This window comes from Nocardia sp. NPDC003345 (genome assembly GCF_053589395.1).
This window is the reverse complement of sequence record NZ_JBSFRU010000077.1, coordinates 1-20,800: the sequence shown is the minus strand read 5'-3', so window position 1 is coordinate 20,800 and position 20,800 is coordinate 1. Positions and strand designations below refer to the sequence as shown.

Annotated in this window: 21 protein-coding genes; 8 read left to right on the top strand and 13 right to left on the bottom strand. The window is 69.9% G+C overall.

Annotated elements, in window-relative coordinates; genetic code table 11:
- Nucleotides 1-679 (bottom strand): sporulation protein (locus ACWDU1_RS11885; protein WP_449997880.1); only part of this gene is annotated, 679 nt, incomplete at its 3' end.
- 121 nt (nt 680-800) lie between these two features.
- Between ACWDU1_RS11885 and ACWDU1_RS11880 the strand changes: the two genes are divergently transcribed.
- Complete coding sequence (locus ACWDU1_RS11880; protein ID WP_449997878.1) at nt 801-2,159, top strand: hypothetical protein; 1,359 nt, start codon at nt 801-803, stop codon at nt 2,157-2,159.
- Nucleotides 2,156-3,040, top strand: a complete 885-nt coding sequence (locus ACWDU1_RS11875; RefSeq protein WP_449997877.1) for a hypothetical protein — start codon at nt 2,156-2,158, stop codon at nt 3,038-3,040. The genes ACWDU1_RS11880 and ACWDU1_RS11875 overlap by 4 nt, the downstream gene beginning before the upstream one ends.
- Here the strand turns inward: ACWDU1_RS11875 and ACWDU1_RS11870 are convergent.
- The 10 genes from ACWDU1_RS11870 to ACWDU1_RS11825 form a co-directional block, all read right to left on the bottom strand.
- On the bottom strand, nt 2,949-3,674 hold the full coding sequence (locus tag ACWDU1_RS11870; protein ID WP_449997876.1) for a phosphoribosylanthranilate isomerase: 726 nt from the start codon (nt 3,672-3,674) through the stop codon (nt 2,949-2,951). The two genes, ACWDU1_RS11875 and ACWDU1_RS11870, sit on opposite strands and share 92 nt — an antisense overlap.
- Before the next feature lie 22 nt (nt 3,675-3,696).
- A complete protein-coding gene (locus ACWDU1_RS11865; protein WP_449997874.1) occupies nt 3,697-4,422 on the bottom strand; it encodes a lysophospholipid acyltransferase family protein in 726 nt (241 codons plus the stop codon).
- 224 nt (nt 4,423-4,646) lie between these two features.
- Nucleotides 4,647-5,621: an ROK family glucokinase gene (locus tag ACWDU1_RS11860; protein WP_449997873.1), complete on the bottom strand. Its 975-nt coding sequence runs from the start codon at nt 5,619-5,621 to the stop codon at nt 4,647-4,649.
- Complete coding sequence (locus tag ACWDU1_RS11855) at nt 5,618-6,058, bottom strand: hypothetical protein (RefSeq protein WP_449997872.1); 441 nt, start codon at nt 6,056-6,058, stop codon at nt 5,618-5,620. The genes ACWDU1_RS11860 and ACWDU1_RS11855 overlap by 4 nt, the downstream gene beginning before the upstream one ends.
- Nucleotides 6,055-7,326, bottom strand: a complete 1,272-nt coding sequence (locus ACWDU1_RS11850; protein ID WP_449997884.1) for an ArsA family ATPase — start codon at nt 7,324-7,326, stop codon at nt 6,055-6,057. The genes ACWDU1_RS11855 and ACWDU1_RS11850 overlap by 4 nt, the downstream gene beginning before the upstream one ends.
- A 104-nt stretch (nt 7,327-7,430) precedes the next feature.
- Nucleotides 7,431-7,868: an SRPBCC family protein gene (locus ACWDU1_RS11845; RefSeq protein ID WP_449997871.1), complete on the bottom strand. Its 438-nt coding sequence runs from the start codon at nt 7,866-7,868 to the stop codon at nt 7,431-7,433.
- Between the two features lie 41 nt (nt 7,869-7,909).
- Nucleotides 7,910-8,290, bottom strand: coding sequence for a polyketide cyclase / dehydrase and lipid transport (locus tag ACWDU1_RS11840; protein WP_449997869.1), 381 nt, complete (start codon nt 8,288-8,290; stop codon nt 7,910-7,912).
- Nucleotides 8,291-8,385: 95 nt separating this feature from the next.
- Nucleotides 8,386-9,510 (bottom strand): glycosyltransferase family 4 protein, encoded by a 1,125-nt coding sequence (locus ACWDU1_RS11835; protein WP_449997867.1) that lies wholly within the window; start codon nt 9,508-9,510, stop codon nt 8,386-8,388.
- 46 nt (nt 9,511-9,556) lie between these two features.
- A complete protein-coding gene (locus ACWDU1_RS11830) occupies nt 9,557-10,504 on the bottom strand; it encodes an NlpC/P60 family protein (RefSeq protein WP_449997865.1) in 948 nt (315 codons plus the stop codon).
- A gap of 279 nt (nt 10,505-10,783) precedes the next feature.
- Nucleotides 10,784-11,362 carry a C40 family peptidase gene (locus ACWDU1_RS11825; protein WP_449997863.1) on the bottom strand — a complete coding sequence of 193 codons (579 nt, stop codon included), beginning with the start codon at nt 11,360-11,362 and terminating at the stop codon, nt 10,784-10,786.
- A 546-nt stretch (nt 11,363-11,908) separates the two neighbouring features.
- Between ACWDU1_RS11825 and ACWDU1_RS11820 the strand changes: the two genes are divergently transcribed.
- Nucleotides 11,909-13,717 (top strand): DEDD exonuclease domain-containing protein, encoded by a 1,809-nt coding sequence (locus ACWDU1_RS11820; protein ID WP_449997861.1) that lies wholly within the window; start codon nt 11,909-11,911, stop codon nt 13,715-13,717.
- A gap of 19 nt (nt 13,718-13,736) precedes the next feature.
- Nucleotides 13,737-14,012: an Lrp/AsnC family transcriptional regulator gene (locus tag ACWDU1_RS11815; RefSeq protein ID WP_449997859.1), complete on the top strand. Its 276-nt coding sequence runs from the start codon at nt 13,737-13,739 to the stop codon at nt 14,010-14,012.
- Between the two features lie 27 nt (nt 14,013-14,039).
- Here the strand turns inward: ACWDU1_RS11815 and trpD are convergent, their stop codons facing one another.
- Nucleotides 14,040-15,098 (bottom strand): anthranilate phosphoribosyltransferase, encoded by a 1,059-nt coding sequence (gene trpD, locus ACWDU1_RS11810; RefSeq protein WP_449997857.1) that lies wholly within the window; start codon nt 15,096-15,098, stop codon nt 14,040-14,042.
- 403 nt (nt 15,099-15,501) lie between these two features.
- On the opposite strand from trpD, the gene ctaE reads away from it, so the two are divergent.
- The 4 genes from ctaE to qcrB all read left to right on the top strand — a co-directional run bounded on the left by ctaE (nt 15,502) and on the right by qcrB (nt 19,903).
- Nucleotides 15,502-16,110, top strand: a complete 609-nt coding sequence (ctaE, locus tag ACWDU1_RS11805) for an aa3-type cytochrome oxidase subunit III (protein ID WP_449997855.1) — start codon at nt 15,502-15,504, stop codon at nt 16,108-16,110.
- 44 nt (nt 16,111-16,154) lie between these two features.
- Nucleotides 16,155-17,018, top strand: coding sequence for a cytochrome bc1 complex diheme cytochrome c subunit (qcrC, locus tag ACWDU1_RS11800; RefSeq protein WP_449997853.1), 864 nt, complete (start codon nt 16,155-16,157; stop codon nt 17,016-17,018).
- 105 nt (nt 17,019-17,123) lie between these two features.
- On the top strand, nt 17,124-18,272 hold the full coding sequence (gene qcrA, locus ACWDU1_RS11795; RefSeq protein WP_449997882.1) for a cytochrome bc1 complex Rieske iron-sulfur subunit: 1,149 nt from the start codon (nt 17,124-17,126) through the stop codon (nt 18,270-18,272).
- The gene (qcrB, locus tag ACWDU1_RS11790; RefSeq protein ID WP_449997851.1) at nt 18,269-19,903 is read left to right on the top strand and encodes a cytochrome bc1 complex cytochrome b subunit; all 1,635 of its coding nucleotides are present in this window, start codon (nt 18,269-18,271) and stop codon (nt 19,901-19,903) included. The genes qcrA and qcrB overlap by 4 nt, the downstream gene beginning before the upstream one ends.
- 71 nt (nt 19,904-19,974) lie before the next feature.
- Here the strand turns inward: qcrB and ACWDU1_RS11785 are convergent, their stop codons facing one another.
- Entirely contained in the window at nt 19,975-20,472 is a 498-nt protein-coding gene (locus ACWDU1_RS11785) for a polyadenylate-specific 3'-exoribonuclease AS (protein WP_449997849.1), read from the bottom strand.
- Nucleotides 20,473-20,800 lie beyond the last annotated feature (328 nt).

Genomic DNA, 20,800 nt, shown 5'->3' with positions numbered 1-20,800 from the left:
CCATGACGTCACGGCCGGGCGCGAACATGAGGGCGCGCTTATCGGCTTCCAGGACCACGTACATACCGTGCGGGTCGGCCAGGAAGGTCACCTCCAGCTGGTTCAGGCCCGGAAACTGCGGGGAGGGCCCGAATTCGATCTCCTGGAAGGACGGCAGCACATGCGGGATCCGGTCCACCCGCCCGGCCTCCACGTCGGCGTGCCGCAAACCGAAGCCCCACGCTTCCACCGCGGCCAGGAGTACATGCTGCGGTGGTAGGGCGCCCACGCCGATGGGATCGGTATCGGCGGCGTCGAATCCGCCGTCCACATCGACACGGGTCCGCACCGCTACCGCGGTGCCGTGCAGATGGCGCCCGTTGTAGAAGGTGATCGGTGTTTCCCATGGGGCCACCAGTTCGAACTGTCCCTCGAGCGGATGCCCGGGTACCAGTTCGAAGGGGCCGAATACCGGTTGCCGGGCGAACGACAGGTCGACGAGGTGTTCGCCGTCCTCGTATTCGCGTTCGGCGCGGGTGATGAGTTCCACGGCGACACCGTTGATCCGCGCCGGACGGTCGCGGCAGCGCATCCGGATCACTCCGCGCACCGGTTGCCCGGGTTGGACACCGGGGGTGAAGAGCTCGGTCTCCACCTCGACGGTGTTCGAGCCGAGCGCGCCCAGCAGTGATTTGAACATCCGAATCTCCCTCCGCCCCGCCCGCGAGTCCGGAACTCGCCGTGGGTTACCGGGTCCACAGCGTAGACGTAAACCCGCACGGATGTATCGGGCGGCCCGGTAGGGTGATGAGAATTCCTGGGTGCCTGCGGAATCCGGTGTCGAGGGCGCGAGGGAAGGGGCCGGGGTGTCGAATATCGAGCAGCGGATGGAGTGGGCCGTCGATTGGCTGCATCGCAGCCAGCTCGGCGATCGTCTCGGCGGCGCCGGATGGGGCTGGGTGTCGGATGTACCGCCGAATCCGCAGAACACCGCGGAGGCGGTGGTCGCGTTGACGACGGCGCGGCGTCCGGTGCCGCGCGCCGACGAGGTGCTGGCCTTGGTGCGGCGCGATGTGGTGGACACCGACAGCGGCGCCTGGGAGTTCCGCTCTCCCATCGATCTGTCCTGGCGGCTGCGGGCCATGAGCTGTCTGGGGGTCCCGGCCACGGATCCCGCGGTGACCGGCTGCCTGCGTGAACTGCTGGCGAAACGGGATCCGGACACCCGGGGCTGGCGATTGTCGGGTCCGGTGGGCCCGGTATCGCTGACCGCCACCACGGCCGCACTGCACGCCCTGGCGAACCTGGCGGCCGAGGACGAGACGGCGGCCGCGGCGCTGCTGCACGGAACATCGCTGGTGGCCTCGCTGATCCTGGACGAGGACCCGCGCACCCGGCCCATGTACACGTGCGCGTACACCGCGCTGCTGCTTTCGCGCCCTGAGATCGCCGCGGTGGGCGGTAAACGGGTCGAACGGGTGCGGGCCATGACGGTCGAACGCATGTTGCACGGGTTGCGGCAGGGTGAGGCGAGGGTGGAGGAGGAGCCGTTCCGGCGCGGTCCGGTCGCCGATACCTGGCGCCATCTCAGCCTGCATCTGGCGGTGGCCGCGGTGGTCACCGCGGACGAACGGGCGGTATTCGACCCGGGCGTCCGCCGCGGCCTGGTGGAGCTGCTGGAACTGCAGGAGACGCAGGAGCTGTCGGCGGCGCGTGGCGGGTTCCGTACATCCACCGAGGGATTCGTGACCTCCTACGCGACCGTCCAGGGCCTGGCGGCCATGGACGCGGTCCGGCGGATGGTCAACGACCGGGTCAACCCGGCGACCGTTTTCGACATGATCTGCCGGGAGCAGGGGGTGCATCCGCGTGACGCCCAGGAGGTGGTGGGCTTTCAGGGGCGCTCGGTACTGATGAACAACGACGCGGGGGCGATGACGCTGTTCGCGGCGGTGCCCGCGGGCCTCACCATCGCCCTGCTGGCCATCGTGTTCGCTGACGATCTCGGCGTGGTGGCCAGCCGGTCGCTGGTGGTGTGGGGGTCGTTCTTCGTGGCGATGGGGACTTTCACCGGTATCGCCACCCGGCTGCCGTCGGTACCGAAGGGCCGCACGGCGGCCGCGGTGTTCGCGGCCTACACCGCCGTGATCCTCCCGGTCGTCACCTTTCTGCTGTCGTGAACGGCTCCGGCCGGGGGCTGCTGCTGCTCATCGCGGCCACCAGCCTGTGGGGTGCGTCCAGCGCCGGTATCGCCGGTGTCGGAGCCGCCGGGTTCGCGGCCGCGCCGGTGGCCGCGGGCGGTGGGCTGGCATTACTGGCGTTCACGGCTTTACGCGGGGCGCGGCCCTGGCGGGATTTCCGTGCCGCGCCCGGACTGTTCCTTAAGCTCGGCGTGCTCGAGGTGCTGAACCTGGTCTGCTACGTCGCCGCGTTGCATATCGGGCCGCTGCCGGTGGTGGTGGCGCTGCATCTCACCGCGCCGGTGCTGATGATCATCACGCAGATCCTGCGGGGGCGGCGGGCGGTCACGGTGGCCGTGGCCGCGGAGCTGGTGGCCGTCGCGGCGGCGATCTGGCTGGTCGCCGGGAACCAGCCCGCCGATACCGCCGTCGGTCCGGCGCTGGCCGGCTGCGCGCTCGCGGTGGCCAGTGCCGCCTGTGTCGCGGGCCTGATCACCCTCGTGGTCCGGGAATCGGCGGACCGGCCCAGCGGTCCGGCGGCGGGTTTGCAGTTGCTCACGGCGTCGGTGCTCGGAGCGCCGCTGCTCGGCTGGGCGGTGTTCGCCGGTGCGGGACCGTCGCCGGGGCAATCCCTCGCGCTGGCCGCGATCGGGGCGCTGCTGCTCGGGCCGGGGTTCGCCTGCTACTGGCTGGCGCTGCGGGACCTGGACGAGGTCACGGCGGGGTTGGTGGGGTTGAACGAGGCGGTGGTGGCGACGCTGGCCGGTGCGGCGGTGGTGGGCGCCGATATCACCGGTGCGACCCTGCTGGCCGGAGCGCTGGTACTCGGGGCCGTGGGGCTGGAACTCGGTAACCCGGGTCGCGTTCGTGCGCCGTCTTGACGAACGCCGCGCAGGCCGCGAAATCCTTGTCTCCGGCGGCGGTTTCGACCCCGCTGTTGACGTCGACACCGAAGGGGCGCACGGCCTCGATCGCCTCGTCGACGTTATCGGGGTTCAGGCCGCCGGCGAGAATCACCGGACGGCCGATCCCGGCGAGCTCACGCACGATGCGGGCGCTGAGCGACCAGTCGTGGGTCCGGCCGGTGCCGCCGAGCCGGTCCGCGGTCCGCGAATCCAGCAGGACCGCGTCGCAATCGGCGGCGACGGCCCGGGCGGTGGACAGCGAGTCCGGGCCGGTGACGTGCACCGCCCGGACGATGGTGCGGCCGTGGGCGGCACCGTGGACCGCGCGCAGGGTGTCGCCGTCCACCAGGCCGTGTACCTGGATGATGTCGACATCGACCCGGTCGGCGAGATCGAGGATGGCGTGGGCTTCTTCGAGATGGGTGACCAGGACCCGGTTCACGAACGGGGGAGTGGCGGCGGACAGCTCCGCGGCCGCTTCCGCTGTCAGCACGTCCTCGCTGTAATGGGTTGTCCCGGAGATGAATCCGACCGCATCCGCGCCGGCATCCACCGCCGTGTCCAGGTCCGTCCGGGACCGGATACCGCAGATCTTCGCACGAACCGTCATTTGCCCATGGTACGCGCCGGGGTCAGCCGGCGGCCGACTCCGGAATACGCGGGGTATGTGATGCCGGTCCCGAGGGGACGCCCTTCTTCAGGCTGGCGGCGTAGACGTCCACGTATTCCTGGCCCGACATCTGCATCAGCTCGTACATGACCTCGTCGGTGACCGCGCGTTCGACGAAGCGGTTACCGCCCATCCCCTCGTAGCGGGAGAAATCGATCGGCTTGCCGAACTTCACCGTGACCTTGCGCCGCTTCCAGCGGAAACCTCCGGGCGGGCTCACCTCGTCGGTGCCGATGACCGCGACCGGGATCACCGGAACCCCGGTTTCCAGCGCGAGCCGCGCCATACCGGTCTTGCCCTTGTAGAGGCGGCCGTCGGGGGAGCGGGTGCCCTCGGGGTAGAGACCCACCAGCCGGCCCTCGTCGAGGAGGGCCCGGGCGGCGTTGAGCGCGTCCTCGGCGGCGGAGGCGCCGCTGCGGTCGATCGGGTACTGGCCGCTGGCGCTGAAGAAGAACTTCTGCAGCCGGCCCTTGAGCCCGGGGGTGGTGAAGTATTCGGCCTTGGCGAGGTAGTTGATACGCCGGGGACTCGACAGCGGGGCGAACAGCCAATCCGCGATGGAGAGATGGTTTCCCGCCATGATGGCCGGTCCGTCGGCCGGGATATTCTCCACGCCTTCCACCTCGGGCCTGTTGTAGAGGTGAATGAACGGGCCCAGCAGCACGAACTTAAGCAGCCAGTAGAACATGACGTCCTTATCTCCGGGGAACCGGGATGGAATGTTGTGGAATACCTCTCGGGGCCGACTCTACCGCTGGTTACAGATCACATCCAACCTGCCGCACAATCTCACTCACAGCTTCGCGGACATAGTTCACCAGTGCGTTTCACCGATGTGAACGAGTCGGGACGGCGCGGATCCGCTCGCGCGGACGCCTTTCGGTACCTGCGGGTGGGAGGTATCGGCCCTGGTCAGTGCCCCGCGATCAATGCGGTGCGGGCCAGTTCCGCGGCGCCGACCATCCCGGCCGCCTCGCCGAGCTGGGTGGTACGGATCCGCGCCAGCGGGCGATGTCCGTGGCCGGTGACCTGTGCCGCGTATTCCTCCCGGGCCTCGTCCAGGAACAGTGGCGCCGAACTGCTCACCCCGCCCGCGATCACCACCAGATCGGGGTCGAAGATATCGCCCACGAACGCCAGGCCCAGTCCGAGCCAGCGCGCGAAATCGGCCATCACCCGGACGGCCAGCGGATCGCCGTCATGGGCGGCGTCGGCGACCCGCCGCCCGGTGAGGGCGCCGGGGTCGGCGAGGACGTCCCGCGCCAGCGCCGACGGCGCCGCGTCGGTCGCCAGCATTTCGATGGCGGTCTCGGCCAGCGCCGTTCCGCTGCAGTAGCGCTCCCAGCACCCCTGTTTTCCGCAGCCGCAGTCCCGGCCCTGCGGCACCACCTGCAGATGCCCGAGTTCCGGTGCGACACCGTGGGTGCCCCGGTACAACTGCCCGTCGATCAGCAGCGCCGCCCCGATCCCGGTGCCGATGGCCACCAGCACCACATTGTGTCCGCCGGCCGCCGCGCCGAACCGGTACTCCGCCCACATGGCGGCATTGGCGTCGTGTTCGAGCAGAACGGGCAGCCCGAGGCGCTCGGTCAGCCGTTTCGCGACCGGGGCGTCGCGCCAGGGCAGATGCGGAGCGAACCGGACGGTGCTGCGGTCCTGCGAGACGAATCCCGCGACGGCCAGCCCCACCGCGTCCAGGGTGTGACGGCGGGCGAGTTCGCGGACCGCCCGATCCAGTGCCGATTCCAGGGCGGGCGCCGAATGCGGGGTGGGGCACTGCACGGTCTCGAGTACCGCGCCGGTGCCGTCGACCACCGATGCGCGGATATTGGTCCCGCCGATATCGATACCGGCCGTCAGCGGGGCGCCCGATCCGGAGGCCGTCATTGCTTGATGTTCACGGGTATACCGACATAGCGCGCCTTCCCGGCCGCACCGGCCGTCGCACCGCCGGTCCCGGCAGGCGCCGCGGTCCCGGCGGCCGGATCCGCTTCGGGGTCCTGCCCGGACGCCGATTCGCCATGGCGGTGGTCGTGGGCGCCCATCGGGTCCACCGGGACACCCGCCAGCGCCTCGCGCAGCACCGTGACGATCGCGGTGCCGTGCGTCGCGACCGCGGCCAGCACCTCATGGTGCTCACCGCGCACCAGCGCGGCGGCGGCGCAGACCGGGCACCAGGTACAGCTGCTCCACTCGGGCAGCTCCTCGGACGCGGCGGCGCGCAGCACCGGCTCCACCCGTTCGAGGACGGCTTCGGCGAGCAGGCGGAGTTCGTCGGCGAATTCGGCGATGCCGTCCGGCTGCCGATAGTGGGTTCCGGTCACTGCGGCCACTCCTGCGGGTCGGGGCGGAAACGGACAACGAGGTATCCGTCGTCGAGTTCGGCGGCACTGACGGTACAGCGGCGCAGTACCGGTGCCAGGCGCAGGCGGCGGCGGACCCCGTCCGCGCCCACGATCAGATCGTCGGCCACCCGGCCCAGCCGCAGGGTGGTGGGATCGGCGACGGGTAGATGGATACGTAGCGCGTACACCGACTGCAGGCCGCTCCCGGATTCCAGGCGGACCGAGGGCCCGGCGCCGGAACCGGTGGCCGGCGTGCCGTCCGGGACGGGACCGTCGCCGTCGCCGACCCGATCGCTGCCGTTGTGGCAGGGCACCGGATCGGCGGGCCGAGGGGTAACGGGGTAGCCGGAGGCCGGGGGCGCCGCCACGCACGACAGCGCCGCGATCGGGCCTATCCCCACCGGTTCGGCGCCGGTATGCCCGGCCACCAGCACCGGGACCTCCGGCATCGCCCGGCGCAGGCCCTCGATGACGTCCAGTTGCTCGGCGTAGCGATGCAGGTACCAGTGCACCGCCGGATGCTGCGGCTCCGGGCCGGGTGCCGGTACCGGCGGCAGCACCTTGTTCACCACCACCGCCTCCAGCCGCAAGCCGAGCAGCGCCGCCGCCGACCGCACCCGCGCCGATTCGGCCACCGCGACCCGCTCCGGCAGGGCGATCAGCCGGGCGCTGGTGCGCTCCCGGTCCGCCAGCAGATCCCGGACCTCGGTGACCGCCGCGACGATCCGCTGCACCGTGGCCGCCAGTACCGCGCGGCGCAGATCGGCCCCCGCCGCGCTCATCATCCGCTGATGCGGGGGCCAGACCCGATCCAGGTAGCCGAGCACCGTCTCGGGCGCGGTGACGATGCGCAGCATATCGGCGGTGGGCGGGCAATCGAGCACGATCACATCCCACTCGTCGTCCGCCGCGTACTGCGCGACCTCCACCAGCATCAGCAGTTCCTGCACACCGGGCAGACCGGTCAGTTCGGCCGGATCCAGGGCGGTGAGATCGATTCCGTGGTCGTGCCCGGTATCGGCGCCCAGGAGATCGGCCACCGTGCGGAAACGGTCCTCGAGCAGCGCCAGCGAATCGAGCTCGATCACCTCGAGCCCCGGCACCACCCGGGTGATCCCCGGGACCGCGCCCGCGTCGTGCGCGAAGCGCAACCCCAGCGCGTCGCCCAGCGAATGCGCCTGATCCAGCGAAGCCAGCAGCACCCGGCCGCCGTCCCGGGCGCACCGCACGGCATGCGCGCAGGCCAGGGTCGTCTTGCCGACACCGCCCTTGCCGACGAACAGCTCGATACGCGTGGGCGGTCGCGCGGCGCGGATATCCGCGCGACGCTCGCCGGTGCCGCCCGGCCCGGTCAGCCTTCGACCCGTTTCTTCAGTTCCTTGAGCGCGGTATCGGTGATCACCTTCTCGGCCTTGCGTTTGAACATGCCGATCATCGGAATGGTCAGGTCCACGGTCAGTTCATAGCGCACCTCGGTGCCGCCGTCCGGCTGCTCGACGAGTTCGTAGCGCCCCTCCTGCGCCTTCTGCAACTCGCCGGTCACCAGAGTCCAGCTCACGGCCCGATCGTCGGGCTGCCAGGTATAGGAGAGGACGTAGGTGTCCTTGACCACGCCGGCGTCGAGAACGAACCGCGCCGTACGGGCCCGGCCGTCCGGCCCGGACTCCAGCACTTCCACCGATTTGGCCGCCGATACCCACTCCGGGTAAGAAGCCAGATCGGCGATAACGGACATCACCTGCCGCGCGGGTGCCGCGATGACGATCGATCTCTGGGTCCGGTCGGCCATAGGTTCTCAGTGGTTCCTTTCGGCGGTGCGGTACGGAAACGTCAGTGTTCGCGCGGGTCGGCGCCGGCCGGCCGGTCGCCCTCGAGACGATCCTTGATCTCGAAGGACATGACCTTGCCCGCCACCCGGCGGGCCCGGTTCGCCGCGGCCAGTTTGCGGGGCGGCAGCGGTTGCGGTGGTTCCGCGTGCAGGAAGTAGTGCAGGATCACCCCGTCCAGCGACGGCTCCAGCCACACCTCCATGGTGCCCGACAGCGCCCCCCGCACCGACCAGCGAATCCCCTTGTCGCCGCGGTCTTCCCGGACATCCAGTTCGAGATCCGGCCACCAGCCCCGCCACCTGCTCGGGGCGGCCAGGACGGCCGCCACCGCATCGCCGGAGGCGGCGAGAAAAGTTTGGTCCGCGACCTGGATACTGCTCACCCGCGTGAGTTTATGGCGCAACCTCCCGCGCGTCCCCTACCGGGTGCACTTGCCCCGAAAGCGCGCATCCTCGAGGCACGGAGCGCCCCCCGGAATCACAACAACTGCCGCAGGCGGGTGCCGAGGGCGTCCCAGCGCCATTGGCGTTCGATCCAGGCCCGGCCGGCGGCGCCCATCGCGGCGGCGGCGTCGCGGTCGGCGAGGATATCGGCGATCGCTTCGGCGACGTGGTCGGCGCGGCGCCCGTCGACCACCCGGCCGGTTTCGCCGTCGAGCACGGTTTCCGGTGCGCCGCCGGAGTTTCCGGCCACCACCGGGACCCCGGTCGCCGAGGCTTCCAGGTAGACGATGCCGAGACCTTCCACGTCGAGCCCGGCACCGCGGGTGCGTGCGGGCATGGCGAAGACGTCGGCGATGGTGTGGTGGGCGGCGAGTTCCGCGGAAGGGACACGTCCGGTGAACACCACGTCCGCACCCAGCCCGAGGGCCTGCGCGAAGCCGCGGAGGTGGTCTTCGTAGGGGCCGCTGCCCGCGATGACGAGGACCGCGCCGGGGATCCGCTCCCGGATTCGCTGCATGGCCAGCAGCAGGACGTCCTGGCCCTTGCGCGGCACGAGCCTGGACAGGCACAGCACGGTGGGGCGGTCGCCGAGTCCGTAGCGTTCGCGGAGTTCGGCGCGGGCGGCGGGGTCGGGGCGGAAGGTGCCGGGGTCGACGCCGGGGGGCAGGTATTCCAGCGCGGCGTTGCGCCCGAACGCGGCGGCGAACCGGCCGCGGGTGTATTTGCTGACGTAGGTGACCACATCGGTGGTTTCACCGATGGCGCGCAGCGACTGCCGGGCCGCGGGCAGCATCGACCAGCCGACCTCGTGGCCGTGTGTGCTGGCGATGATCCGTTCGGCGCCGGCGCGGCGTAGCAGCGGGGCGAGCAGTGCCAGGGGAGCGGCGGCGCCGAACCACACCGCGTCGCAGCCCTCGGCGCGCATGATCTTGCGGGCCCGCCGTGCCACCGCCGGAGTGGGGAGCATCAGGGTGGTGGGGTGCCGGACCACCTGAAACGGCTGGCCGGCATCGAACCGGGTATGGCTGTCACCGCGCCACCGGGGGGCGTAGACGACCAGATCGTCCGGGGGGAGCTGCCCGGCCAGTGCCTGCAGATACGACTGGATACCGCCCGGCCGTGGCGGGAAATCATTGGTAACCAGCAGAGTTCGAGCCATACGATCCACAGTATTGGCGGGGTGCCGGGAGCGGCGCTCCGGGGGTTCAGTACCGGCGCGCCGAGTGGTACGGGGTGGAGTCCATGGGGGCCACGGCCACGGGGACGCCGAAGGTGGACGCGTGCAGCATGAGCCCGTTGCCGGCATAGATGCCGACGTGGGAGATGTCGTCGTAGAAGAAGACCACGTCCCCGGGCTGGAGTTCGGATCGGCCGACGGGCGTGCCGTAGGCGGCCTGCGCCGAACTGGTGCGCGGGACCTGCTTACCGACCTGCGCGAACGCCCACTGCACCAGACCCGAACAGTCGAACTGGTCGGGGCCGGTGGCGCCCCAGACGTAGGGGTCGCCGACGCGGGTGAGACCGGCGGCCAGGGCGCTGGTGCCGCTACCGGGTACGAGATCGCGTAACAGGGTGTCGCGGTCGAATCCGGGCGGGAACGGGGATCCGGCGAGGGCGCTGCGGTCGGCGGTCGACAGGGCGCCCCAGGCCTCGATGACCCTGGCGACCGCGTTCTGCAGATCCGTTTGTTTGCGCTGGACGTCGCCGCGGACGGCATTGGCCTGATCGGTGGCGGCGCGGGCGGTGTCGGCGGCGGCGCGGGCCGCCGATTGCGCGGCGGTGGCGGCATCGGTGGCCCGCTTGTACTGCTTGAGCTGATCGGCGGTCTGGGCCGTGACCACGTCCAGTGTCGACATCTGGTCCAGCAGCTGTTGCGGGGAGTCGCTGACCAGTACCGAGAAGAGCCGGTTGGTCCGGGCGCCCTGGTAGGCGGCGATGGCGGTGCGATCGATCATCGGCCGGTATTTCGCGACCTCGTTGCGCGCCGCGTCGACCGCGGCGGTGGCGTCGGCCACCTTCGCGTCGGCGTCGCGCTGGACGGCGAGCTTCGCGTCCAGATCGGCCTGGGTGGTGAGTGCCTGCTGGTTGAGCTGTTCGGCCTGCCGCGACAGATCGATCATCTGCTGGACGGCTTCGCTGGCCGAGGTGGGCATGGGGGCGGGGTCGGCGCCGGCGGGCCCGCCACCGTAGAGGGCGGCCGCGAGGAGTCCGGCGGCGAGGACGGTGCGGCCGGGCCGTCGGTCCCGTCGGGGGTTCCGATGACTCCGTTGATCTGTTGCCACGGCCTGCCGTGCCCCGCTCTCGTAGTGACGCCTTGTGCGATCAAGCCGGTGAAGGTCTCGATTAGATTACGGAACGCCCCGTGGGGTGTCCAGTACGGTCCGGGCGGTGTTGCGGGCCCGCGCGTACGACCTTCCCACGGGGCGTGGCGGTCAGTAGCGGACGGCCCCCGCGACCGGCATGGAGGAGATCGGCGCGACCCGGACCGGGGTGCCGGACGTGGAGGCGTGCACGACATTGCCGTCGCCGGCGTACAGGCCGGAATGGCCGCCGCCGTAGAAGGACACGACATCGCCGGGCTGTAGATCGTTCATCGAGACGGAGGCGCCCTGGGCCAGCTGGGCGTCGCTGGTGCGGGGTAGCTCCCGCCCGGCCTGTCTATACGACCACTGCACCAGGCCGGAGCAGTCGAAGGCGTCCGGGCCGGCGGCGCCGTAGACGTAGGGCGATCCGACCTTCGACAGCGCCGCGTCGAGCGCGAGTTCGCCGGCGGTCTTGACGGGGGTGACGAACGGGGGGACGACGCCCGCGGCGCCGGGCGCCTCGACGCCCGGGATCCCGGCGGGGATCGGGACCTCGTTGGGGATCTCGAAGGTTCCCACGCCGTGAATGGTCACCGGCTGGGCGGCGGCCGGGGCGGCGGGGAGCAGGAACGCGCCCAGGGTGGCAGCGCCGACGGCTCCGGTTGCGGCAACGCGCCGCGCCTGTCGCGAGACGGTGGTGAACGCCATGATGCGGTCCTTTCGATCTCCCCGCCCGGCCACACCGGCTCTGGTGCGCCGAACTCCGCGAGGTCTCGAAAAGATTACGAACGGATCACGGTGTTTTGTAAAGCCTGTGCCCGCCGCGGAAGTTTTCGCCGCAGTTTCCTCCTGGCAAATTATGCGAGAGAAATCACAGCGGCCGCGGAGATTGCGCCCCGGTTACGTATGCGTGCGCGGAGACGGCGCGCCAGTGGGTCGGATGGGGTCGCCGGAATCGGAACGATCTTGTTTTCCGCAGCTCGAGCGGGAGGGTGTCCGGGGTCGGACACTGGCACTGCTGCGACCGGCCGAAATAGTTGCCCCCGGTGGGTCTCCGCGTTTTGGGCTCTTCGACCATTTTCGGGAAATTGCGGCAATTAGATAGCTATTGCACATTGTGTGTGAACTACCGCACAGATGGGTGGTAGAAGCGGGTGCGGCTGGGAACACGGGTGGGTCCGGTCCCTGCGGTACCCGGCGGACAACGATCCGGTCACGCGAAAGTTGTCGGACCCGGCCCGTACTCTGCCCGCCGTGTCCGAAGCCCACCCGCTGCCCGCCCGGCAGCTGGCGTTCGACCAGCTCGACACCCCGCTCTACGACACCACTTTCGTGGTCGTCGACCTCGAGACCACCGGAACCAGCCCGGCCGAGGACGCCATCACCGAGATCGGGGCCGTGAAGGTTCGCGGCGGTGAGGTGCTCGGTGAATTCGCCACTCTCGTCGATCCCGGCCGCGCCATCCCGCCCGCGGTAGTGCAGGTCACCGGAATCACCACCGCGATGGTGCGCGCCGCGCCGGCCATCGAGGCAGTCCTGCCCGGCTTCCTGGAGTTCGCCGCCGGCGCGGTCCTGGTCGCGCACAACGCGCGATTCGATATCGGCTTCCTCAAGGCCGCGGCCGCGCGCTGCGACACCGCCTGGCCGGGGGCCCGGGTGGTGTGCACCGTGCGGCTGGCCCGCCGGGTGCTGGCCAAGGACGAGGCGCCCTCGGTCCGGCTCGGGGTCCTGGCCCGGGTCCTCGGGGCGAGCACCACTCCCACCCACCGTGCCCTGGACGACGCCCGGGCCACCGTGGACGTCCTGCACGCGCTCATCGGCCGGGTCGGTAATCAGGGCGTGCACAGCCTCACCGAACTGATCGACTATCTCCCGGAGGTGACCGCCGGCCAGCGCGCCAAACGCGGCCTCGCCGCCGACCTGCCCGCCGCCCCGGGGGTCTACCTGTTCCGAGGGCCGTCCGGCGAAGTCCTCTATATAGGGACGGCGGTGAATCTGCGCCGGCGGGTCCGCGGCTATTTCACCGGGTCGGAGACCCGCGGCCGGATCCGCGAGATGGTACGGCTGGCCACCCGCGTCGATCACGTGGTGTGCGCGCACGGTCTGGAGGCCGGAGTACGCGAACTGCGCCTGCTCGGCGCCCACGCCCCGCCGTACAACCGGCGCTCGAAATTTCCGAAGAAGGTGTGGTGGATCGCGCTCACCGCCGAAGCGTTCCCGCGCCTGACCCTGGTCCGTGACCCGGCCGGTACGGCGGTGGGCCCGTTCCACGCCCGCGCCACGGCCGCCGATATCGCCGCCACACTGGCCGAATACTGCGGACTGCGCACCTGTACCACCCGGCTGGCGCGGGCCGCGCTGCACACCTGCGTGCCCGAGGCGGTGGGCGGCTGCCCGGCCGCCGCGCCCGCCCCCCGGCCCGCCGCCGCGTACGCCGCCGCCCCGGCGATGGCCCGGGCCCTGTTCGCCGGCGCGGACGACCGCCCGATCCGGGTGATGCTCGCCCGGATCGAGCAGTACGCCGCCACCGAGCAGTACGAGGCCGCGGCCCGTCTGCGCGACCGCGCCGCCGCCGTCATCCGGGCCCTGCGCCGCACCCAGCGGCTCGCCGCACTGGCCCGGATCCCCGAGTTGATCGCCGCGCATCCCGACGGCGCCGGCGGCTGGGAATTCTCGGTCGTGCGCTACGGCCGGCTCGCGGGCGCGGGTACCGCCGGCCACCGGGTACCGCCGATGCCGGTGGTGGAGCAGATCGTCGCCGCGGCGCAGACCGTGCGCCCCGCCGGGCCCGAGGCGATCGCGGGGGCGGACGCGACCCTCACGGCCGAACTGCCGCCGGATCCCTCGTGGACCACGGCCCCGCCGCTGCGGGGCGCGCCGCCGGAGGAGACCGGGGTCATCCTGCGCTGGCTGGAACGCCCCGGGGTGCGGATCGTGCGCACCTCCGAGGGCTACCGCGAACCCGCCGGCGGCGCCGGGCGCTGGCTCGGCTGGGCCGAAGCGGCGGACGCGGCCGCCGGCGCCGCCCGCGAGGCGACCTCCTACGACGAACTACGCGGCTGAGCGCCTTAGGCTGTTGTCCATGATTACCGCGATCGTGCTGATCCAGGCCGACAACGGCCGTATTCCGGAAACCGCGCAGGCGGTCGCCGATACCGAGGGGGTCGCCGAGGTGTACTCCTGCGCCGGGGACATCGATCTGATCGCGCTGGTCCGGGTCCGCGACCACGAACAGGTGGCCGAAGTGGTCACCGCGCGGATCGACAAGGTCGCCGGTGTCCAGCGCACGGTCACCCATATCGCGTTCAAATCGTATTCACGCGCCGATGTCGAGGCGGGGTTCTCGATCGGGGAGTGACCGATCGGCGCCGGTCCCGGCGCACGGTCAGTTCTCGCCGAGGGTGCGGGTGAGCGCGGCCCAGCGGTCGAGCAGGTCCGCGGCCGCGCCACTGTCCACGGCGGTCGCCGCGCGCTCGATCCCGGCGGCCAGATGGTCGTGGAGATCGCCGCCGAGGTCCGCGCCGCGGGACAGGTCGTAGGCGGTGATCGCGGCGGCCGAATTCACCAGGACGGCATCGCGTACCGCGCCGGCGTTTCCGGCGAGCACATCCCGGGCGACCCCGGCGTTCACCGTGGCGTCCCCGCCCCGGAGGGCGTCCAGGTCCACCCGGGGGATGCCGAGACGCAGCGGGTCGATCACCGTCCGGTGGACCTCGCCGCCGGTGACCACGTAGGCGTCGGTGACATCGGAGGTGGTGATCTCGTCCAGGCCGTCGCGTCCCCGGACCACCAGGGCGCCGGCGCCGCGCACGGCGAACACCCCGGCGATGGTCTCCAGCAGATCGTCGAACGCGCAGCCGACCAGGCCGGCCCGCGGCTGCGCCGGATTGGTGAGCGGGCCGAGCACGTTGAACACGGTCGGGATCCCGATCTCTTTACGCGCCGGTCCGGCGAAGCGCAGGCCGGAATGGAACAGCGGGGCGAAGCAGAAGCCGATACCCAGCTCACGGACGCAGCGCGCCACCGATTCGGGGCCCAGCGCCAGTTTCACCCCGAGCGCCTCCAGCACGTCCGCGCCGCCGCTCTTGGAGGATGCGGCCCGGTTACCGTGCTTGACCACCGGCACCCCGGCGGCGGCCACCACGATCGAGGACATGGTGGAGATGTTCACCGACCCGGACCGGTCCCCGCCGGTACCCACGATGTCCACCGCGTCGCCGTCGACCTTCACCAGGCGGGCGTGCCCGAGCATGCCGCGGGCCATCCCGGACAGCTCGGACGGGGTCGGCCCCTTGATCTTCATGGCCACGCCGAAGGCCGCGATCTGCGCGGAGGTCGAGTTGTCGGTGAAGATCTCGTCGATCACCCAGGTCGTATCGTCCGCGGTGAGGTCGTGTCCGTCGGCGAGGGCCCCCAGCATCCGGGGCCAGCTGCGCACGCTCATCTCAATCTCCTCGTCGCACCGATTCGCGGGTGACCGAATGGTCACGCACACCCTAAACCGCGAAGTGGGGGTGAAGCTCATCCGCGGACCGGGTGCGTCCCCGCCTCCCGCGGCCGGTACCGGATGGTGCTGTGTCGGCCGGCCGGCCGGCCTGCGGATGCGGACGCCGCAGCGGAGACCGAGGATCTCGACACGTGGACGCCGGAGCGAAGGCGGAGGACCGCCACACGCGGACGCCGAAGCGAAGGGGAGGATCGCCACACGCGGACGCCGGAGCGAAGGCGGAGGACCGCGACACGCCGAATCTGTTCCAGAGCTCCACGGAGCAGGTGAATCCCGACACAAATGATCGAGTTGGGAACCCGACTTCGACTGTCGTACTACGAAGAGTCATACTTACCCCGTGACGACCGCAGTAGGTACCTCAGGATCGGCCATAACCCAGCGTGTGCATTCGCTGAACCGGCCCAACATGGTCAGCGTCGGTACCATCATCTGGCTGTCCAGCGAGCTGATGTTCTTCGCCGGCCTCTTCGCGATGTACTTCGTCGCGCGAAGTCAGGCGCCGGAATGGCCGATGCCGCCGACCGAGCTGAACCTCGGTCTGGCGATTCCGGTCACCGCTGTGCTGATCGCGTCGTCGTTCACCTGCCAGATGGGCGTGTTCGCGGCCGAACGCGGTGACGTGTTCGGGCTGCGCCGCTGGTACCTGCTCACCTTTGTCATGGGAGCGTTCTTCGTGGCCGGTCAGGCCTACGAGTACATCCATCTGGTGGACCACGGAACCTCGATCGCCGGCAGCTCCTACGGATCGGTGTTCTACATCACCACCGGCTTCCACGGCCTGCACGTCATCGGCGGTCTGATCGCGTTCCTGTTCCTGCTCGCCCGCACCACGATGAGCAAGTTCACCCCCGCGCAGGCCACCGCCGCGATCGTCGTCTCGTACTACTGGCACTTCGTCGACATCGTCTGGATCGGGCTGTTCGCCGTGATCTATTTCGTCCAGTGACGCCAGCTCACCAGCCCGGTTCCGTCTACTCCAAAGGGACACAGATGAGTTCATCGCCCCCGACAGCGCCAGCGCCCGCCAGCGGTGGGCACGGCGAGGCCAGCAAACAGCGCAGGCAGCGCCGCATCCGCCGACGGATAGCGGGCGGGCTCGCGCTGCTGGTGGGTCTCGTCGGAGCCGGATTCCTCGCCTCGGCGCTCACCCCCGAACCGCAGGTCGCCACGGCGAACGAGGATTCGGTGGCGCTGATCCGTGAGGGTCAGCAGCTGTACGAGACCTCCTGCATCACCTGCCACGGCGCGAACCTGCAGGGCGTGGCGGACCGCGGTCCCAGCCTCATCGGCGTCGGCGAAGCGGCCGTGTACTTCCAGGTGTCCTCCGGTCGTATGCCGATGGTCCGCAACGAGGCGCAGGCCGAACGCAAACCACCGAAGTTCGACGCCCACCAGACCGACGCCATCGGCGCGTACGTCGCCGCCAACGGTGGCGGGCCGACGGTGCCGCGCGATGCCAACGGCGAGGTCGCGGCGGAATCGCTGCGCGGAACCGATATCGGCCGCGGTAGCGAACTGTTCCGCATGAACTGCGCCTCCTGCCACAACTTCACCGGCCGCGGCGGCGCGCTGTCCTCCGGAAAGTTCGCTCCGTCGCTGGAGCCGGCCACCGAGGCGCAGCTCTGGACCGCCATGGTCACCGGCCCGCAGAACATGCCGAAGTTCTCCGACCGGCAGCTGTCGCCGGAGGAGAAGCGCGACATCATCGCCTACGTCAAGGACGCGGCCGAGGCGAAATCGCCCGGCGGCTGGGGACTGGGCGGTTTCGGTCCCGCCACCGAAGGCCTGGCCATGTGGACCATCGGCATCGTGGCGGTCGTGGGTGCGGCGATCTGGATCGGATCCCGGACATGACCGGGTCAGCGCCCGGAGGCGGCAGCTCGCGTAACCACGGAGGGCGTCCGGGGATGTCCCATCGAAAGGGCCCTAGTGATGAGTGAAGAACAGGAGCGAGACGAGATGGGTCGCCTGGACAAAGATTCCGCGGCCGCGACCCCGGCGGAACCGACCGAGGCCGAACTGGACGCGATGTCGCGGGACGAGCTGGTCGAGCTCGGTACCGCCCGCGACGGTGTCGAGGTCGTCTACCGGCGCGAACGCTGGCCGGTGCCGGGAACCCGGGCGGAGAAGCGCGCCGAACGGCAGGTCGCGATGTGGTTCGCGATCTCCGGCCTGGCCGCGGCCGCGCTGGTGGGTGTGTTCCTGTTCTGGCCCTGGGAGTACAAGGGGAAAGAGAACAGCGGCCACGGCCTGTACTCGCTCGCCACCCCGCTCTACGGCCTGACCTTCGGTATCTCGATCCTGGCCATCGGTATCGCGGTGGTGCTGATCCGTAAGAAGTTCATCCCCGCGGAGCTGTCGGTCCAGGACCGTCACGACGGTAAATCCGCCGAGGTCGAGCGGCGCACCCTGGCCGCCGAACTCAGCGACGCCGCCGAGACCTCCACCCTGGGCCGCCGCAAGCTCATCACCCGCACCGCCGGCGCCGGCGTCGGCGTGCTCGGGATCGGCGCCCTGCTGGTGTTCGTGGGCGGCATGGTGAAGAACCCGTGGGCCAAGGGCGACAAATCGCCGCTGTGGGTGTCGGGCTGGACCCCGGACTATCCGGGGGAGACCGTCTACATCCGCCGCGATACCGGCCGCCCGCAGGACATCGTGCTGGTCCGTCCGGAGGATCTGGACGCCGGCGCCATGGAGACCGTCTTCCCCTGGAAGGAATCCTGGCGCGGGGACGAGCACGCGACCCTGCAGTCGCTGCGCGGTATCCGCAACGCCGTGATGATGATCCGCCTGCGGCCCGAGGACGCGAAGAACGCGATCAAACGTAAGGGTCAGGAGAGCTTCAACTTCGGCGACTACTTCGCCTACTCGAAGATCTGCACCCACCTCGGCTGCCCGACCTCGCTGTTCGAACAGCAGACCAACCGGATCCTGTGCCCGTGCCATCAGTCGCAGTTCTCCGCGACCGAATGGGGTAAGCCGATCTTCGGTCCTGCCGCCCGGGCGCTGCCGCAGCTGCCGATCACCGTAAACTCAGAGGGGTACCTGGTCGCCAACGGTGACTTCATCGAACCCCTCGGCCCGGCCTTCTGGGAGCGTCGATCATGAGTGCTGGAAGCAAGCTCGTGGCACAGGCCAACGAGATAGACGAGCGCTACCGCGCCGCGGCGTTCGTGAAACGATCGATCAACAAGGTGTTCCCCACCCATTGGTCGTTCCTGCTGGGTGAGATCGCGCTGTACGCGTTCATCATCCTGCTGCTGTCGGGTATCTACCTGACGCTGTACTTCGACCCGTCGATGGCGCACGTCACCTACGACGGCGCCTACCAGCCGCTGCGCGGCGTCGGCATGTCGCGGGCCTACGAGACCGCCCTGAACATCTCCTTCGAGGTGCGCGGCGGTCTGTTCGTCCGGCAGGTGCATCACTGGGCGGCGCTGCTGTTCGCGGCCTCGATCATCGTGCACCTGTTCCGCATCTTCTTCACCGGCGCCTTCCGGAAGCCGCGTGAGGCCAACTGGGTGATCGGTTCGCTGCTGCTGATCCTGGCCATGTTCGAGGGCTTCTTCGGGTACTCGCTGCCCGACGACCTGCTGTCGGGCACCGGCCTGCGGGCGGCCTTCTCCGGTATCACCATCGGCGTACCGGTGGTCGGCACCTGGCTGCACTGGCTGATGTTCGGCGGGGACTTCCCCGGCGAGATCATCGTCCCGCGCCTCTACATCGCCCACGTGCTGTTGCTGCCCGGCATCATGCTGGCACTGATCGCCGCGCACGTCGCGATCGTCTGGTACCAGAAGCACACCCAGTTCCCCGGACCGGGCCGCACCGAGAACAATGTCGTCGGTTCCCGGATCGTGCCGGTGTTCGCCGCCGACCAGGGCGCGTTCTTCGCCTTCACCCTCGGTTTCGTGGCGATCATGGGCGGCGTCCTGCAGATCAACCCGATCTGGAACCTGGGCCCGTACAACCCGTCGCAGGTCTCCGCCGGTTCACAGCCCGACTTCTACATGATGTGGACCGACGGTATGGCGCGCCTGATGCCGCCGTGGGAGCTGTACCTGGGTCGCTACACCATCCCCGCGGCCTTCTGGGTAGCGCTGATCATGGGCCTGGTGTTCGCGGTCCTGGTCATGTACCCGTGGATCGAGAAGAAGCTGACCGGCGACACCGCGCGGCACAATCTGCTGCAGCGGCCGCGCGACGTCCCGGTCCGCACCGCGATCGGCGCCATGGCCATCGCGTTCTACGTGGTGCTCACACTGTCCTGCGTCAACGACATCATCGCGTTCAAGTTCGATATCTCGCTGAACGCGACCACCTGGATCGGCCGCATCGGCCTGCTGGTGGCGCCGCCGGTAGCGTATTTCCTCGCCTACCGGTTCTGCATCGGCCTGCAGCGCAGCGACCGGGCGGTGCTCGAGCACGGGATCGAGACGGGCGTGATCAAGCGCCTGCCGCACGGTGAGTACATCGAGGTGCACCAGCCGCTGGGACCGGTCGACTCGCACGGCCACCCGCTGCCCCTGGAATACCAGGGTGCGGTCGTACCGAAGAAGATGAACCAGCTCGGTTCGGCGGGCCAGCCCGGTACCGGCAGCTTCCTGCGGCCCGATCCGCGCGAAGAGAGCGACCATCACTTCGCGACGGAGCTCGAAGAAGAGCACCGGCAGCTCGCCGTGCTCAAACGAGTGCAGGACGAAGCCGACTCGAACGGCAACGGCCGGCACGGTCACTGAGCACAACGCACAAGCGAAAGGCCCCCTGGAATCCGAGATTCCAGGGGGCCTTCTCGTTGGCAAATCCGGTCTCAGCCGGCGCGCCGCCGCCGCGCCGATTCGATGGCCTCGAATTTGGCCAGGTTATGCCGGGCATCGGCGAGAGCGTCATGGGCGTCCCGGGGCGGTGGCGGCAGCTCCGGCCGCCCGTGCGCCTCCCAATGCTGGCGCAGCTCGTTGGTATAGCGCGGCAGTGCCGTGGGCAGCTCCACCATGGACCCCCACAGCTGGCAGAGCACCACATGGTCGTAGGCCGCCACCCAGGCCCACATCTCCGGCTGCACGGTGGGGCGGGGCACCAGGAACCGAAACAGCTCGTCGCGGATCTGGATGCGCGACTTCCACAGCGGTGAGGTCTCCGGAGGGAGTTTCGGCAGCACATTCTTGTTCACCCACGGCCCCGCCCGCTCCGCGTCGAACTCGGAGGAGACGGCGTAGTACTCCCGCCCGTCCTCGCAGACGACCCCGATCGAAACAAGATCGATAACACGGCCGTCCTCGATGAACTCCGAATCGTAGAAATATCTCAAGTAGCGGGCTTTCTAGGTGGTGGGTGGACAAAGGTGAGCCTACTGGGGGGAGGGGGTGTGGGGGTGGGGAGGTGACTCTGCCCGTGAGGGTGGGGTGGTGGGGGTGCTCGCGAGGGTGGGGTGGTGGGCGTGCTCGTGAAGGTGGGGTGGTGGGCGTGCTCGCGAAGGTGGGGTGGTGACCTGATCGCGAGGGTGGGGAGGTGACACTGCCCGCGAGGGTGAGGTGGTGACACTGCCCGCGAGGGTGAGGAGGTGACACTGCCCGCGAGGGTGAATATCCGGACCGGGCGAGCAGGAGTAACAGCAGATACACACCGCCCAGGGAGCT

Bases quoted from the DNA above. Each gene is read 5' to 3' on its own strand.
- qcrB (WP_449997851.1), top strand. From the start codon at position 18,269: ATGAGTGCTGGAAGCAAGCTCGTGGCACAGGCCAACGAGATAGACGAG.
- ACWDU1_RS11815 (WP_449997859.1), top strand. From the start codon at position 13,737: ATGATTACCGCGATCGTGCTGATCCAGGCCGACAACGGCCGTATTCCG.
- ACWDU1_RS11865 (WP_449997874.1), bottom strand. From the start codon at position 4,422: ATGTTCTACTGGCTGCTTAAGTTCGTGCTGCTGGGCCCGTTCATTCAC.
- ACWDU1_RS11860 (WP_449997873.1), bottom strand. From the start codon at position 5,621: ATGACGGCCTCCGGATCGGGCGCCCCGCTGACGGCCGGTATCGATATC.
- qcrA (WP_449997882.1), top strand. From the start codon at position 17,124: ATGGGTCGCCTGGACAAAGATTCCGCGGCCGCGACCCCGGCGGAACCG.
- ACWDU1_RS11825 (WP_449997863.1), bottom strand. From the start codon at position 11,362: ATGGCGTTCACCACCGTCTCGCGACAGGCGCGGCGCGTTGCCGCAACC.
- ACWDU1_RS11870 (WP_449997876.1), bottom strand. From the start codon at position 3,674: ATGACGGTTCGTGCGAAGATCTGCGGTATCCGGTCCCGGACGGACCTG.
- ACWDU1_RS11835 (WP_449997867.1), bottom strand. From the start codon at position 9,510: ATGGCTCGAACTCTGCTGGTTACCAATGATTTCCCGCCACGGCCGGGC.
- trpD (WP_449997857.1), bottom strand. From the start codon at position 15,098: ATGAGCGTGCGCAGCTGGCCCCGGATGCTGGGGGCCCTCGCCGACGGA.
- qcrC (WP_449997853.1), top strand. From the start codon at position 16,155: ATGAGTTCATCGCCCCCGACAGCGCCAGCGCCCGCCAGCGGTGGGCAC.
- ACWDU1_RS11845 (WP_449997871.1), bottom strand. From the start codon at position 7,868: ATGGCCGACCGGACCCAGAGATCGATCGTCATCGCGGCACCCGCGCGG.
- ACWDU1_RS11830 (WP_449997865.1), bottom strand. From the start codon at position 10,504: ATGCCCACCTCGGCCAGCGAAGCCGTCCAGCAGATGATCGATCTGTCG.